Below are 15393 nucleotides of genomic sequence, written 5' to 3' on the forward strand. Positions count from 1 at the left end.
CCCCGCCGGCCCTGGGCCCGCACCCCCGGGGCGTGCCCTGCCCCGGCACGTGGGGGCTGCGCTCCGGGCTCCCCCCCGGGGTGGCGAGCCGGGAGCGGGGCCGCCTCGAGACCAGGGCGGTGGACGTGGCTCCGCCCGAGCCGGGAGTGGTGCTGCCGGGCCGGGAGTAGCCCTTGACGAGAGTCCTCCCCGCACGGCAGCAGCCGTGGATCACTGCTCGCGCAGCGGCACCGAGACGTAACTGGGATCGGTGGTCGGCGAGGAGAAGGTCAGCTGTGCGCCGGTGGGGTTGTGCTCGATGTAGAGCGGGTCGACCGTGTCGATGACAAGGGCGAGCCGATGGCCCTCGGGCACGTCGTAGGCGGTGGAGAAGAGCTCCAGGTCCACCCCGAAGGCCTGCCCGGGGGTCTTTCCGTGGAAGGTGTACGGGGCGTTGCTGACGAGCTTGCCGATGCCGAGCGGGCCGACGTCGTAGAGGTAGGCGACGAAGGTGCCGTCGCCCTTGGTGGGTGTCACGGTGGTGTGCAGCGTGACGTTGCCGCGGATGCGGCGGGGCTCGTCGTAGCGCCCGGACTGCCAGACGGCGGCGAAGGCGCGGGGGAGCAGCGGGACCGAGGCGATCGGGGGCGCCTGGGCGAACTGGTCGAGGATGCTGGAGAGGAAGAGGATGCCGCCGTTGGCGCCGGAGTCCACATTGGCGAAGAGGTGCTCGCTGTCCGAGAGCGCGAGCTTCTCGGTGCCGGCCGCGCCGACCGACTTCCAGTCCGGGTAGCCCTCGTACCCCCCGCTGCTGCGGGACTTCAGCTGCACCGGGGCCTCGGTGTCCACCCCGTTGCGCACGCCCTTGAGGTAGCGGTCGAACCAGCGGTGGGCATTGGCCCACGTGTCGTTGGGCAGGCCGAGCAGACCGGTGGCCTCGGCGGTGGCGTGGTCGCCGGGGCGGAACTCCAGGCGCTTGGGGCCGGTCAGCCGCTCGAAGAACCTGGCGTACTGGTTCGGCGGGAAGATGGTGTCCCCCCAGGCGTTGCCCAGCATGATCGCGGCGCCGTTGGCGTTGATCCGGTCCACCTGCTCGGCGGCGGAACGCTTCCTGCCCCACTCGATCATCTGCTGCTCGCGGTCGAGCCGGGAGCCGAGGAAGTCTCCCAGGATCGACTGGAGTTCGGGACCGGGACGGCCGGTGAGGTATCCGGCGGCGCCGAGCATGGCCGCGGCCTGGAGGTGCTGGGTGCGGCCCGAGTAGATGGAGTCGATGAGGTCGGCCCAGCCGCTCATCGCGACGACGGCCTTGATCCGCGGATCGTGCGCGGAGGCCAGCAGGCTGATGCCCGCGCCGTACGAGACCCCACCGAGGCCGATGTGGTCCGCGTCGGCCGCGGTGTGGGCCAGGGCCCAGTCGATGACGGCGGAGACGTCCGCGATGTCCGGGGGGCCGGCCACCTCGATCTGCCCGCCGGAGAGCCAGAAGCCGCGGGAGGTGTAACTGACGACCACGTAGCCGGAGTCGGCGAGCAGCTTCGCCTGGGCGATGTATTCGATCTGCGGCATGCCCCAGCTCGTGGGCAGCACGATCAGCGGGTACTTCTGGCCGGCCACCGCGTGCGACGGGGCGAAGACGTTGCCCTTGAGGGTGATGCCGCCGGAGCCGGGGATGTCGTGGAAGCTCAGTTCCGAAGGGGCGGCGGTGACCGCCGCGGTGGTGGCGGGAGCCGCCTGGGCCTGGTGGGGGGCCAGGCCCAGCGCGGCTGCCGCCACCAGGGCCGCCACGGCTGCGGCGGTGGTGGTGCGTTGCATCGATCGCTCCTCGCGTGCGCCGGGGGTGTCAAAGTGACCCGACGGTAACGGGAGCGGGTTACCCGAGGTAACCCGTGAGTAAGTTACGCGCTGGTAACGATTGATTCGTGTCAGCCGGGAGGTCAGCCGTTCTGGGGGGTGCCGGACAGGGCGCTCTTGGCCTTCCACTGGTCCCAGGACAGGTTCCACTCGCCGTAGCCGTTGCCGATGTCCGCGTTGCCCTTCGAGCCGCTGCCGACGACCTCGAAGGGGTCGCCGATCTGGGACTGGGCGAAGAAGTCCTCGGCGTCGGAGTCGCTCATCCCCACGCAGCCCGAACTGGTGTTGGCGCGGCCGAAGTTACCTGCGTTCCACGGTGCGGCGTGCGCGTACATGCCGGACCAGGTGAGGCGCATCGAGTAGTCGACCATCTTGTCGTAGGCGTCGTCCAGGCCCACCGTCTGGGAGTCCATCCGGATGGTGCCCTCCTTCGTCATGATCACCATCTTCCCGGACCAGGACGCCTTCTTGCCGCCGGGAGTGCCGGCCGAGACCGGGATCGTCTTGACGGCCCGGCCGCCCTCGGTCACCGACAGCTTCTTCGTGTCGAGGCTGACCTCCACCCGGCGGTCCTTGCCGATCTTGAACTCGGTGATGTAGTCCCGGGCGAACAAGCCGCCGCCCTTGCCGGAGTCCACGCCGTTCAGGTTCATCTCGACCTTCACGTCGGTACCGGACTTCCAGTACTCCTTGGGCCGCCAGTCGACGCGGTCGTTGCCCGAGTAGTCCTTGATCCAGCCCCAGGAGCCCTCGGTGTTGTCCGAGGTGGTCACCTTGAGCTGCTTCTCCACCTCGGCCTTGTTCGTCACCGGGTTGTCGAAGACGAGCGACACCGGCATGGCCACGCCCACCGTGCTGCCCTTGGGCACGTTGATCGATACCTTGTTCACCTTGTCCGCGGCGGAGGTCTTGAACTGCGTCGAGGCGCTCTGGCTCTCGGTGTTCTGCGCCTCGACCTTGTACTCCGCGCCGGGCGCGGCGTTGCGCTGCGAGGTCCAGGTCTTCCCGTCGTCGGATATCTTCCCTGGCAGCTCCGCCCCCTTGGCGTCGGTCACCTTCACCTGGGCCAACCTGCCTTCGGCGATCATCACCGTGACGGGCTCGCCCGCCTTCACCTGATCACCCGTGAGGTACACCGAGACCGCCATCTCCGCCTTCGGCTTCAGCTCGGCCTTGCCGGCCGCACCGCCCCCGCTCCCGCTCCCGCCCGAGCAAGCGGTCAGCGTGGCGGCCAGAAGTGCGGTGCTCGCCAGGGCGGTACGGCGTATGCGGCTCAACGAAGGGTCCCTTCGAGTGGCGGGAAGCAATGATCGTTCGCAAACGTAGATGCGAACGGCACGACTTTAGGTTGCGCAATCCGAAGAAAAGATCGTGCTTTCGGTTGTGACATGGACCGCAGCAAAACGGTCATCGTCCGGTCACAATCGCCGCGCACTTCGGTCATGGACAGCTGTGAGAGTCCTGTGCATCCCCGCTCGCCGGACGCACAGGAAGGCCGATCACCCATGTGTGCACTGCTCGTGACCACCACCCAGCAGCAGGACCAGGAGCTCCGGGTGCGCGCCCTGTCCGTCGCCGCATACCGCGAGTTCCTTTCCCGGCACGGCCGGGCCAGCTTCCTCCAATACCCCTCATGGGCCGAGGTGAAGGACCTCTGGCGCTCGGAAAGGGTCGGGTGGTACTACCCCGACGGTCGCCTCGCAGGTGCCGGACTCGTTCTCTACCGCCAATTCCCCGGCACCCGCAAATACTTCGCCTACCTCCCCGAGGGGCCCGTCGCCGACTGGGCCGACCCGCACATCGACCGCTGGCTGAACCCGCTCATGCGCCACCTGAGGGCGGCCGGGGCCTTCGCCGTCCGCATCGGACCCACCCCCGCCTACCGTCGCTGGGACGCGGCCGCCGTCAAGTCCGCCACCGCGCCCGGCCGGCAGATCTCCGACGTCCTCGCCACCGAGGTCGACCCGGTCGGCGCCGCCCTCGCCGACCGGCTGCGCACCCGCGGCTGGCAGCGCTGCGGCGGCGAGGACGACGGCGACGCCCAGCCCCGCCACGTCTTCCGGGTACCCCTGGCCGGCCTCACCCTCGACGACCTGTGGTCCGGCCTCAACCAGGAATGGCGCCGCAACGTGCGCAAGGCCGCCAAGGCCGGCGTGGAGACGGTCGTCGGCAGCGCCGCCGACCTGCCCGAGTTCTACCGGCTGCTGCGGATCACCGAGGAGCGCGACGGCTTCCGGCTCGGCCGCTCCCTGTCGTACTACCAGCAGCAGTACGAGGTCCTCAACGCCGAGGAACCGGGCCGCATGCGGCTCTACCTGGCCGTCCACCAGGGCGAGGTACTCGCCGCGCACACGATGGTCGTCGCCGGCAGCCGCGTCTGGTACCAGACCGGTGCCTCCGCCGACCACCGGCGCGAGGTGCGGCCCAGCAACGCCCTGCAGTGGCGCATGATGTGCGACGCCCACGCCCTCGGAGCGGACGAATACGACATGCGCGGGGTACCCTCCACGCTCGACCCCGACGAACGCTCCTTCGGACTGCTGCGCTGGAAGCTCGGAACCGGCGGACAGGTCGTCGAGACGCTCGGAGAGTGGGAGACAGCGATGGACGGCTACACCAACACGGCCCTCTACAAGGCGTTCCAGGCCTACATGGCCCGCCGGTGACGTCCGCCACCGACACCAGAGCGGCCGCCGGGGACACCGGCGGCAGCGCGGCACCGGGAAAGACCTCGGTGCTGCGCAGCGGTGCGCTCATGGCGGCGGGCTCGATCGTCTCGCGCGCCACCGGTTTCGTCCGCTCCGCCGTCGTCGTCGCCGCCCTGGGCACCGGACTGCTCGGCGACGGCTACGCCGTCGCCAACACCGTCCCCAACATCCTGTACATGCTGCTCATCGGCGGCGCCCTCAACGCCGTCTTCGTCCCCGAGCTGGTCCGCGCCGCCAAGGAGCACCGGGACGGCGGCGCCGCCTACACCGACCGGCTGCTGACCGCGTGCACCGTCGCGCTCGTGGTGCTCACCGCCGCCGCCGTGCTCGCCACCCCGCTGATCGTCGGCGCGTACACCCCCTCGTACACGGGCGCCCAGCACAGCACCACCGTCGCCCTGGCCCGCTTCTGCCTCCCGCAGATCCTCTTCTACGGGCTGTTCACCCTGCTCGGCCAGGTGCTCAACGCCCGGGGCCGGTTCGGCGCCATGATGTGGACCCCGGTCCTCAACAACATCGTGGTCATAGGCGTCTTCGGGCTCTTCCTCCACGTCTCCCACGACGCGGCCGACGGCCTCACCGCCGCCGACACCCGGCTGCTGGGCCTCGGCACCACCGCCGGCATCGTCGTCCAGGCCCTCGCCCTGGTCCCCTCGCTGCGGGCCGCCCGCTTCCGCTGGCGCCCCCGCTTCGACTGGCGCGGCAGCGGTCTCACCCGCCCGCTGCGCAACGCGGGCTGGCTGGTCATGCTCGTGTTCACCAACCAGATCGCCTACTGGGTCGTGACCCGGCTCTCCACCACCGTCGGAGACCGCGCCGGCGGCGCCGGCTACGCCGCCTACAGCAACGCCTACCAGCTGTGGGTCGTCCCCCAGGGCATCATCACCGTCTCCCTCGTCACCGCCCTGATGCCCCGGATGAGCTCGGCCGCGAGCGACGGCGACCTCGCCGGCGTGCGCAGGGACGTCTCGTACGCGCTGCGCTCCAGCGCCGCGCTCGTGGTCCCCGCCGCGGCGCTCTTCGCCGCCCTCGCCCCCTGGGTGATCGGCGCCGTCTTCGGGTACGGCCGCACCGGCGCCGCCGACGTCGAGGCCATGGCGGGCATGCTCATCGCCTTCGCCCCCGGCCTGGTCGCCTATTCCGCGCAGTACGTGCTCTCCCGCGGCTTCTACGCCCTCTCCGACACCCGCACCCCGTTCTTCCTGAACCTGGTGATCGTCGCGCTGAACGCCGGGCTCTCGTACGCCGCCTACCTCCTGCTGCCCCTGCGCTGGGCCGTGACCGGCATGGCGGGAGCGTCCTCCCTCGCCTTCGCGGCGGCCGCCGCCGTCACCGCGTACGCCCTCGGCCGGCGGCTCGGCCCGCGCGCCGGCTCCCGCAGCGAACGGCGCGCCACCGCAGTGCGCACCCACCTGCGGCTGCTGGCCGCCTGCGCGCCGGCGGCCGCCGCCGGATACGGCGCCGGCCGCGCAGCCCAGCGGTTCGGCGACTTCGCCGCGGTCGGGGCGGGAACCGTCGCACTGCTGCTCGTCGTCGTCCTCCTCGCCGGGCCGCTGCGCCTGACGGAGATCACCGACCAGCTCGACTCCCTGCGGCGCCGGATCGGCCGCTAGCGGGAGGGGAGCCACGAACCGCCCTGGGATACTGACCGGATGCCACGCGTACTGCTGATCGAGGACGACCCTTCCATCCGGGAGGGAGTGGGCCTCGGGCTGCGCCGCCGCGGCCACGAGGTGAGCGCCGCCGAGACCGGCGAGGCGGGACTCGCCCTGCTGGCGAGCTTCCGCCCCGAGCTGGTGCTGCTCGACCTGATGCTGCCGGGGATCAACGGGGTGCAGGTGTGCCGCCGGATCCGCGAGAGCAGCGAGGTGCCGATCATCATGCTCACGGCGCGCGGGGACGACTTCGACATAGTCATCGGCCTGGAGGCCGGCGCCGACGACTACATCGTCAAACCCGCCCGCACCGAGGTCATAGAGGCCCGGGTCAAAGCCGTACTGCGCCGCCTCAGCACCCCGGCCGGCAACCGCCCCGGGGTCGAGCAGCACGGCGAACTGGCCGTCGACCGCGCCGGGCTGACCGTCGCCAAGAACGGCGAGCGCGTCCCCCTCGCCCCGAGCGAGCTCAAGCTCCTGCTGCACCTGTCGGCCTCCCCCGAACAGGTCTTCTCCCGCCAGCAGCTCCTCGAGTACGTCTGGGACCACAGCTACCACGCCGACGCCCGGCTGGTGGACGCCTGCGTCCGCCGGCTGCGCCACAAGGTCGAGGACCCCGACGGCAGCCCCCGCTACATCCAGACCGTGCGGGGCTTCGGCTACCGCTTCGGCCCCCTGTAGGCAGCGGTGGGACGCATAGCACCGCTGGGCCTGCGCACCCGGCTGATCGCGGCCTTCCTGCTGGTCGCCGCGATCAGCGCGGTGACCACCGCCGCCCTCACCTACCAGCAGGCGCGCAACGCCATCCTCAAGCAGACCCAGGACACCGCGGTCAACACCCTGCGGGACCAGGTCGAGCAGCAGGAGATGCGCCTGCCCCTGACCCAGCAGGAGCTGCAGCGCATCGTCATCGAGCTGGGCAAGCGCGGCAAACCCCACCCCTGGATCATCTTCGGCGAGTACGGCGGCGTGCGCGTCTCCACCAACCCCGCCACGCCCACCTCGTCCGTGATCACCGACACCCTGCGCGAGAAGGTCCGCAACCACCAGTACGCCGCTTTCCAGCGCGTCGAGGACCAGCGCGGCAACCCGTGGCTCACGATCGGCGTCCCCGCCCTCTTCGAACACAACGGCTACACCGAAGCCACCGGGGCCGTCTTCTACGCAAGCGTCCCGCTCGCCACCGAGAAGCAGACCGTCGAAGCCATGGTCGAGGCCGCCCAGCAGGGCGCCATCCCGGGGCTGGCCATCGCCGTCGTGCCCGCGCTGCTGGCCGCCCGCAGCGTGCTGCGGCCGGTCCGCGACATGCGCCGGGCCGCCCAGCGGCTGGGCCGCGGCCGTCTCGACACCCGCATCGAGGTCCGCGGCGCCGACGAACTCGCCGGACTCGCCCGCACCTTCAACGAGACCGCCCGCGCCCTGGAGGAATCCGTGCGCGAGCTTCAGGAGGCCGAGACCCGCGCCCGCCGCTTCGCCTCCGACGTCTCCCACGAACTGCGCACCCCCCTCGCCGGCATGCTCGCCGTGACCGAGGTCCTCGACGAGGACGCCGCGCACCTCGACGCCGACACCGCCAAGGCCCTGCGCCTGGTCAGCTCCGAGACCGGGAAGCTCGCCGTGCTCGTCGAGGACCTGATGGAGATCTCCCGTTTCGACGCCCGGGCCGCCGAGCTCAACCTCGACGACGTGGACATTGCCGAAGCCGTGCGCAAGACCCTCGAACGACGCCACTGGGACGACGGCCGCATCGTCACCGAACTGCCGGACCGGGTGCGCGCCCGCCTCGACCCGCGCCGCTTCGACGTGGTCCTCGCCAATCTCGTCGGCAACGCCCTGCGGCACGGCGGCGCCCCCGTACGCGTCACCGTGCGCACCGCCCCGGGCGAGGACGGCGAGCGGCTGCTGATCGAGGTCGCCGACAGCGGGCCCGGCATCGCCCCCGAGGTCCTGCCGCACATCTTCGACCGCTTCTTCAAGGCCGACGCGGCCAGGACCCGCTCCGCCGGCAGCGGCCTGGGACTGGCCATCACCCTGGAGAACGTCCGCCTGCACGGCGGCACCCTCCGTGCGGGCAACGGACCCTTCGCAGGAGCCCTGTTCACCCTCGACATGCCGCTGGAGGCCCGCGTATGACGGAGTGGGGGACGAGGTCGCGCGCCGCGGCGGCACTGGCGGGCTGCGCGCTCCTGCTCACCGGTTGCGGGATCAAGACCACCGGGGTGGTCGACAGCGGCCATGCCGCCACCGTCAAGAGCCCCAGCGGCAAAGCGGCCGTCCTCTACTACGTCTCCAAGGAGGGCGACCGGCTCGTCCCGGTCCCCTTCCCGGTCGACGGCGGCTACACCATCGCGCCGGCGGCGCTCCTGCGGCTGCTGCTCGACGGGCCCGGCGGTCCGGCCCAGGAGGCCGGGCTCACCACCGCGCTGCCCCGGGTGCCCGCCGGGCAGGGGGACGCGCTCGCGGTGAGCGGGTACGCGCCGGACGCGGGGATCACGGTCCGTGTGCCGTTCGCCGTGGGCGGCCTGTCGGAACTGGCCCGCACCCAGCTGGTGTGCACCATCGGCGTCTCCGCCGTGCCCGACGTCCTCAGCCCGGTCACCCTGCAGGGCACCGACACCACCCTCCCGTCCGCCGAATGCGCACTCGGGCGCTGACGCGTCCGGCCGGTCCGCGGCCTTGCGGGCACGGCGGCGCACCCGTCACCGTGGTCCCATGGATCATGCCGGTGACGTCCCCGACGTCTTCGACCCCCGGATCTACGCCGAGGGCGTCCCCCACGACCGGTACCGGCTGCTGCGCGAGCGGCATCCGGTGGCCTGGCAGGCCGAGCCCGAGATCCAGGGCTGGCCCGCGGGCCCCGGTTTCTGGGCGGTCACCCGGCACGCCGACGTCGTCACCGTCCTGCGCGACCACCGCACCTACTCCTCCTGGATCGGCGCCACCCAGATCCGCGACCCCGACCCCGCCGACCTGCCCTTCCTGCGCCGCACCATGCTCAACCAGGACCCGGGCAAGGCCGCCGGGGACCACGGGCGGCTGCGCAGGCTCGTCTCCCGCGCCTTCACCCCCGCCCGCGTCGACGCTTTCGCCGGGCGGGTACGGCAACGCGCCCGGACCCTGCTCGCCGGTGCGCGGGACGGGGCCGCGGGCGGTAGCGCCGACCTGGTGCGCACCGTCACCGACGAATACGCCCTGCTGAACCTCACCGACCTGCTGGGCGTCCCGGCCGCCGACCGGGCGCTGCTCCTGGACTGGACCGTGCGGATCATCGGCTACCAGGACCCCGAGGACGCCCCGGCCCCGCTGCTCGGCCCCGACGGCAAGCCGCTCAACCCGCGCTCCCCGGCGCTGCTCGGCGAGATGTTCGCGTACGCCCGCGAACTGGCCGGGCACAAGCGCGCGCACCCCGCGGACGACGTGATGACGGCCCTCGCCCACGCCGGACTGGACCCGCAGGAGCTGGAGATGTTCTTCTTCCTGCTCACCGTCGCGGGCAACGACACCGTGCGCAGCGCCGCCCCCGGCGGTCTGCTCGCGCTCGCCCGCGACCCCGACGCCTACCGGATGCTCGCCGCGGGCCGCGTGTCCGTGGACCGCGCCGTCGAGGAACTCCTGCGCGTCCACCCGCCGGTGCTCAGCTTCCGCCGGACCGCCGCCGCCGACACCGAGCTGGCCGGGCAGCGGATCCGGGCGGGGGACAAGGTCGTCGTCTTCCACGCCTCCGCCAACCACGACGAGCGCGTCTTCGCCGACCCCGCGGAGCTGGACCTCAGCCGGGCGCCCAACCCGCACGTCTCGTTCGGCGACGGCCCGCACGTCTGCTTGGGCGCCCACTTCGCCCGGCTCCAGCTGCGCGTCTTCCACGAGGAGTGGTGTGCGGCCATGCCCGCGCCCGAACTGGCCGGCCCGCCCCGGCGGCTGGTCTCCAACTTCATCAACGGGATCACGCGGCTGCCGCTGCGGGTGTCCGGGCCGGCCGGGTGACGTCCGCCACCAGCTCGGTGACGTCCGGGCCGTAGGCATCGGAGTTGATGACCTTCAGCACGACGCAGAAGGACTCGCCGCCGTACGTGCGGGCCAGCTGCCGGTGGTGCCGTGCGAGGTAACGGGCCGCGGCCTGGTTGCTGTTGGCGGTCTGGCCCGACAGCAGGAACACCGGACGCGTGCCCCGGCCCCGCGTCAGCCGTGCCAGCAGCACGTACTCGGCCCGGCCAGGCTCCCAGCGGTACGTCTCCCCGCCCACGCTGATCGCACCCCGGTCCGGGCCGGGCTCGGAGGAGACGTCGACCCGCACCCCCGGGAGCATGGAGGCCAGGTGCGCCGTCGTGCGGGTGTTGGAGACCGGCCCGCCGACACAGAACTCGGCCCGGTCGCCGAAGCCCTGCCGGGCCCCGTCGTGGGTGACGATCTGGACGGTCGCACCGCAGTCCTTGATCAGGGCGGATACCTCCAGCAGGGCGAAGGCGTCGTTGCGGTGCAGCGAGGAATCGGTGCCGCCCATCTGCCGGTTGACCACGAACAGGCAGTCGGACCCGGTCGGCAGGCCGAAGAAGGCCTGCTTGCGGCGCAGCGCCCGGCGCCACTGGTAGGTCCGGGTGAACCAGCCGAACCCACCGCTGAGGGCGGTGGCTATCACTCCGAGCACGATGTTGCGGACGTCGTCGTTCATGCGCGGGATGCTAATGCCCTGACCGGACACCGCGAACGGGCAGACCCCTCCGGTCAGAGCACCAGGGCATCGGAGCCCGGGGCCCACCGGCCGGTACGGCTCCCGCGCAACGCCCGGCGCACCCCGACGCCCTGACGGGGCGACAGGGCGCCCGCTAGGCTCGGCGCACGCTGCCCATGGAGGTTCGGATGCACCGTTCCGTCGCCCGACCGTTACCGCTGCTGGCCCTCGTGGCCGCACTCGTTTCGACCGGGGCCGCCGCCCCGCCGGGCGCCGCCACCCCGCCCAAAGTGCCCGTGGCCGCGGGCTACGGCGGGGCCGTCGCCAGTGTCGATGCCGATGCCTCCGCGGCCGGGATCGCCGTGCTGCGCTCCGGCGGCAACGCCGTGGACGCGGCCGTCGCCACCGCCGCCGCGCTCGGGGTCACCGAGCCCTACTCGGCGGGCATCGGCGGAGGCGGCTACTTCGTCTACTACGACGCCGCGTCCCGCCGCGTGCACACCATCGACGGACGCGAGACCGCCCCCGCGACGGCCACCGCCGCGCTGTTCCAGGAGAACGGCCTGCCCATCCCCTTCGCCGAGGGGCAGACCAGCGGCCTGGGGGTCGGCGTCCCCGGCACCCCCGCGACCTGGAAGAGCGCCCTGGACGCCTGGGGCACCCGCCCGCTGCGCCACCTGCTGGGGCCCGCCGAGAAACTGGCCCGGGACGGTTTCACCGTGGACGCCACCTTCCGCGCCCAGACCGAGGCCAACGAGGCCCGGTTCCGGGACTTCCCGGACACCCGCGAGCTGTTCCTGCCCGGCGGCGCCCTGCCGGTGGTCGGCTCCACCTTCAAGAACCCGGACCTGGCCGCCACGTACGCGGAACTCGCCCGCAAGGGGACCGGGGCGCTGTACCGGGGCCCGATCGCCGAGGACATCGTGCGGACGGTCCGCACGCCCCCGGTGGACCCCGCGGCCACCCGCAAGGTCCGGCCCGGCGACCTGACCGCCGAAGACCTGCGCACGTACGGGACCAAGCGGCAGGCCCCGACCCAGGTGAGCTACCGGGGCCTGGACGTCTACAGCATGGCCCCCTCGTCCTCCGGCGGCACCACCGTCGGCGAGGCCCTGAACATCCTGGAGCGCACCGACCTCTCGCGGCTGACCCCGGGGCAGTACCTGCACCGCTTCATCGAGGCCTCGCGGATCTCCTTCGCCGACCGGGGCCGCTGGGTCGGCGACCCGGCCGCCGAGAACGTGCCGACGAAGGAACTGCTCTCCCAGCGGTTCGCCGACTCGCGGGCCTGCCTGATCAAGCCCGACCAGGCCCTGACCAGCCCCCTGGCCCCCGGGGACCCGCGCAGTCCGGCGCCCTGCGCCACCACCGGGCAGGCGGCGCCCACCACGTACGAGGGGGAGAACACCACCCACCTGACGGTCGCCGACCGCTGGGGCAACGTGGTGTCCTACACCCTGACCATCGAGTCCACCGGCGGCAGCGCGATCACCGTCCCGGGCCGGGGCTTCCTCCTCAACAACGAGCTGACCGACTTCTCCTTCGCCCCGGCCGCGCCCGGCGTCCCGGACCCGAACCTGCCCGGGCCCGGCAAGCGGCCGCGGTCCTCCATGTCGCCGACGATCGTGCTCGAACACGGGCGGCCGCTGCTCGCGGTGGGCTCCCCGGGCGGCGCCACCATCATCACCACCGTCCTGCAGACCCTGACCGGCCACCTGGACCGGGGCCTGCCGCTGGTCGACGCGATCGCCGCGCCGCGGGCCAGCCAGCGCAACCAGACCACCACCGAGCTGGAGCCGGGTCTGTGGAACAGCCCGCTGAGGGCGGAGCTGGAAGCGCTCGGCCACGGCTTCCGGCAGAACCCGGAGATCGGCGCCGCGACCGGTGTGCAAAGGCTCCCTGACGGGCGCTGGCTGGCGGCAGCCGAGACCAGCCGCCGGGGCGGCGGATCGGCGATGGTGGTCCGCCCGCACGGCACGCCGTAGGGACCGGGCGCGCCGTTTCACACGGCGGTGAGGATCCTCGGGCCGTCGGCGGTGATCGCGACCGTGTGCTCCGCGTGCGCGGCGCGGCTGCCGTCGGCGGTGCGCAGGGTCCAGCCGTCCCCGTCGCACGTGTAGTCGTCGGTGCCGCCCGCGGTCAGCATCGGCTCGATCGCGAGGACCATGCCGGGGCGCAGCCTCATGCCGCGCCCCGGCGGCCCCTCGTTGGGCACGCCCGGGTCCTCGTGCATGCGCCGGCCCACGCCGTGGCCCCCGAAGCCGTCGGGGATGCCGTATCCGGCCGCGCGGCAGACGGTGCCCACCGCGTGCGCGATGTCGTCGATCCGGTTGCCGGGCACGGCCGCCGCGATGCCGGCGGCCAGGGCCGCCTCGGCCGTCTCGATGAGCCGCAGGTCGGCCGGGCGGGGCCGGCCGACGGTGAAGCTGACCGCCGCGTCACCGACCCAGCCGCCGAGCCGGGCCCCGCAGTCGATGCTGACCAGGTCGCCGTCGCGCAGCCGGTACGCGCCGGGGATCCCGTGCACGATGGCGTCGTTGACCGAGGTGCAGAGCACGCCGGGGAAGGGCACCGGCGCGAATTTCGGCCGGTAGCCGAGGAAGGGGGAGGAGGCGCCCGCCTCGCGGAGCACGCCGCGGGCCACCCCGTCCAGGTCCAGCAGGCAGACCCCCACCCGCGCGGCCTCCCGTACGGCCGCCAGGGCATGGGCGACGACGCGGCCGGCGGCACGCATCTCGTCGATCGCTTGGTCCGTCTTGAGTTCCACCATGCCAATAACTATACCGGTATAACTGTAACGGGATACTTATTGGCCAGCGGCGTAGGATGGGTGCATGGTCCGCACCCCCCTGACCCCTGAAGAGCGCGAGCGCGGCGAGCGGCTCGGCGCCCTGCTGCGCGAGGCGCGCGGCGCGCGCAGCATGGTCGAGATCGCGGCGGGAGCCGGGCTCTCGGCCGAGACCCTCCGCAAGATCGAGACCGGCCGGGCGCCCACACCCGCCTTCTTCACCGTGGCGGCCCTCGCCGAGGTGCTCGGGCTCTCCCTGGACGAGGTGCTGCGCCGCTGCGCGCCCGTCCCCGCGCCGGAACCCGTAAGGGCCTGAGAACACCCGCCCCAGGGAGTGTCCGGCGGCCGAACGGCCCAATCGGCGGTGGGGGCGCCGGGGTGCGGGGCAAGCGTGAGGGCGTGTCAGCCACGAACGCACCCCAGAGACTCGGTTTCGGACTCCTCGGCGCGCTCCTCGCGGGGGGTCTGCTCCTCGCGGCCTGCGCCGTGCCCGACGGCCGGGCCTCACCGCCGGGCACGCCCGGCGGGAACGCGCGCAGCAGGTGATCGCGGCGCCCGGAGGGTTGCTCCGGCCCGACACCGCCTAGGGTTCCGGCATGGACCTCGAAGAACTGGGCAGGGCGCGGTACGTCAGTCTCACCACCTTCCGCAAGGACGGCACGCCCGTGGCGACGCCGGTGTGGGCGGTGGCCGACGGGGCGGAGCTGTACGTGTGGACGCGCAGCGACGCATGGAAGGTCAAGCGGATCCGCAACAACCCCCGGGTCACCGTCACCGCGTGCGACGTGCGCGGACGCGTGCCGGAAGGGGCGTCCGTGCGGGAGGGCCAGGCCCGGCTGCTCGACGAGGCGGGCCTGAAGCGGGTGCGCGGGCTCATGCTGCGCAAGTACACCTGGCAGTTCTGGGCGGTGGACGTGCCCGCCATGGTGGCGCGGCGCGGGCGGCGGCCGCACACGGCGATAGCCGTCAAGCTTTGAGGTGCCCGTAGCCCGCCCGTAACACGGATGGGATCCAATGCGCCCATGGAGACCGCGACTTCGCCGGAGATCAGTCAATTCGCCGAGTACCTCCGGGGATTGACCCGGAGACTGGATCCCGGGGCAGGCTGGTACGGGGAGTTCCTGCGCCGTGATCCGGAGGGGCTGCAAGCCTGCCTCGACGGGGTCGCGATGCCGCCGTGGGACGTGGTCGACTCGCTGCTGCGGGATCTGGCGGCGGCGCGCGGCGAGGAACTCGCGGCGCGGGAGGCCGCGTACGCGGGCCGGCTGCGGGCCGCGGCGGTCACCGCGTGGGACGGGCTGCCGGGCGGCGCGGAACAGCTGCGGACCCAGTACGCGGCGGCGGTCGCGCAGCGGGCGGCCACCCGGGCCGCCGTGCGGAGCCTGACGGCGCGGGTCGGCGCCGCCGCCGACCCGGTGGAGGCGGACGCCCTCGCCCGGGAGCTCTCCTGGACCCACGACGACGCGGCCCGCGCCGCGGCCCGCCACGAGGACCTGTCGGCCCGCCTGTCGGCCCTCCGGGCGGCGCCGTGGCCCGCATCCCCGGCGACCCGGCCGGATCCGCTCCCCGGCGTCCCCCGCCAGCGCCCCCCGGCAGCGCAGCCCGCGCCCCCGCCGGCCGGTGCCCGGTGGACACCCCGTGCCGGGACTGCGCAGCCGGCGCCTGCCGCACCGGCGGCCCCGGCCTGCGCCGAGCCCCCGGCGCCGGTGTCCGCCGGGGCTCCGTGGGCGGGGCCGGGCG

At 73.0% G+C, this 15393-nt stretch carries 14 protein-coding genes and 1 pseudogene; 11 read left to right on the forward strand and 4 right to left on the reverse strand.

Annotated elements, in window-relative coordinates:
- Positions 1 to 210: 210 nt before the first annotated feature.
- Complete coding sequence (locus AB0D44_RS32695) at positions 211 to 1794, reverse strand: CocE/NonD family hydrolase (RefSeq protein WP_362597997.1); 1584 nt, start codon at positions 1792 to 1794, stop codon at positions 211 to 213.
- A gap of 122 nt (positions 1795 to 1916) precedes the next feature.
- Entirely contained in the window at positions 1917 to 3110 is a 1194-nt protein-coding gene (locus AB0D44_RS32700) for an Ig-like domain-containing protein (RefSeq protein ID WP_362598000.1), read from the reverse strand.
- Positions 3111 to 3338: 228 nt separating this feature from the next.
- Between AB0D44_RS32700 and AB0D44_RS32705 the strand changes: the two genes are divergently transcribed.
- The 6 genes from AB0D44_RS32705 to AB0D44_RS32730 all read left to right on the forward strand — a co-directional run bounded on the left by AB0D44_RS32705 (position 3339) and on the right by AB0D44_RS32730 (position 10180).
- Entirely contained in the window at positions 3339 to 4499 is a 1161-nt protein-coding gene (locus AB0D44_RS32705; RefSeq protein WP_362598003.1) for a peptidoglycan bridge formation glycyltransferase FemA/FemB family protein, read from the forward strand.
- Positions 4500 to 4567: 68 nt separating this feature from the next.
- Entirely contained in the window at positions 4568 to 6154 is a 1587-nt protein-coding gene (murJ, locus tag AB0D44_RS32710; RefSeq protein WP_362598036.1) for a murein biosynthesis integral membrane protein MurJ, read from the forward strand.
- 39 nt (positions 6155 to 6193) lie between these two features.
- Positions 6194 to 6877, forward strand: coding sequence for a response regulator transcription factor (locus AB0D44_RS32715; RefSeq protein ID WP_362598006.1), 684 nt, complete (start codon positions 6194 to 6196; stop codon positions 6875 to 6877).
- A gap of 6 nt (positions 6878 to 6883) precedes the next feature.
- Entirely contained in the window at positions 6884 to 8329 is a 1446-nt protein-coding gene (locus AB0D44_RS32720; RefSeq protein ID WP_362598009.1) for a HAMP domain-containing sensor histidine kinase, read from the forward strand.
- Positions 8326 to 8850 carry a hypothetical protein gene (locus AB0D44_RS32725; RefSeq protein WP_362598012.1) on the forward strand — a complete coding sequence of 175 codons (525 nt, stop codon included), beginning with the start codon at positions 8326 to 8328 and terminating at the stop codon, positions 8848 to 8850. Before AB0D44_RS32720 ends, AB0D44_RS32725 begins: the two co-directional genes overlap by 4 nt.
- A 58-nt stretch (positions 8851 to 8908) precedes the next feature.
- Positions 8909 to 10180, forward strand: coding sequence for a cytochrome P450 (locus AB0D44_RS32730; RefSeq protein WP_362598015.1), 1272 nt, complete (start codon positions 8909 to 8911; stop codon positions 10178 to 10180).
- On the opposite strand, the gene AB0D44_RS32735 is transcribed toward AB0D44_RS32730, so the two are convergent.
- Positions 10140 to 10865, reverse strand: a complete 726-nt coding sequence (locus tag AB0D44_RS32735; protein ID WP_362598018.1) for a hypothetical protein — start codon at positions 10863 to 10865, stop codon at positions 10140 to 10142. The two genes, AB0D44_RS32730 and AB0D44_RS32735, sit on opposite strands and share 41 nt — an antisense overlap.
- Positions 10866 to 11053: 188 nt before the next feature.
- On the opposite strand from AB0D44_RS32735, the gene ggt reads away from it, so the two are divergent.
- A complete protein-coding gene (gene ggt / locus AB0D44_RS32740) occupies positions 11054 to 12850 on the forward strand; it encodes a gamma-glutamyltransferase (RefSeq protein WP_362598021.1) in 1797 nt (598 codons plus the stop codon).
- A 17-nt stretch (positions 12851 to 12867) separates the two neighbouring features.
- Here the strand turns inward: ggt and map are convergent, their stop codons facing one another.
- The gene (gene map, locus AB0D44_RS32745; protein WP_362598024.1) at positions 12868 to 13635 is read right to left on the reverse strand and encodes a type I methionyl aminopeptidase; all 768 of its coding nucleotides are present in this window, start codon (positions 13633 to 13635) and stop codon (positions 12868 to 12870) included.
- Between the two features lie 64 nt (positions 13636 to 13699).
- Between map and AB0D44_RS32750 the strand changes: the two genes are divergently transcribed.
- The 4 genes and pseudogenes from AB0D44_RS32750 to AB0D44_RS32765 form a co-directional block, all read left to right on the forward strand.
- The gene (locus tag AB0D44_RS32750; protein WP_362598027.1) at positions 13700 to 13969 is read left to right on the forward strand and encodes a helix-turn-helix transcriptional regulator; all 270 of its coding nucleotides are present in this window, start codon (positions 13700 to 13702) and stop codon (positions 13967 to 13969) included.
- An 83-nt stretch (positions 13970 to 14052) separates the two neighbouring features.
- Positions 14053 to 14199, forward strand: a complete 147-nt coding sequence (locus AB0D44_RS32755; protein WP_362598030.1) for a hypothetical protein — start codon at positions 14053 to 14055, stop codon at positions 14197 to 14199.
- A 50-nt stretch (positions 14200 to 14249) separates the two neighbouring features.
- Complete coding sequence (locus AB0D44_RS32760) at positions 14250 to 14630, forward strand: PPOX class F420-dependent oxidoreductase (protein WP_362598033.1); 381 nt, start codon at positions 14250 to 14252, stop codon at positions 14628 to 14630.
- Positions 14631 to 14729: 99 nt separating this feature from the next.
- Positions 14730 to 15393 (forward strand): annotated as a pseudogene (locus AB0D44_RS32765) (hypothetical protein); the annotation flags it as partial.

It is taken from the genome of Streptomyces sp. NPDC048349 (assembly GCF_040651925.1).
GTDB lineage: Bacteria > Actinomycetota > Actinomycetes > Streptomycetales > Streptomycetaceae > Streptomyces.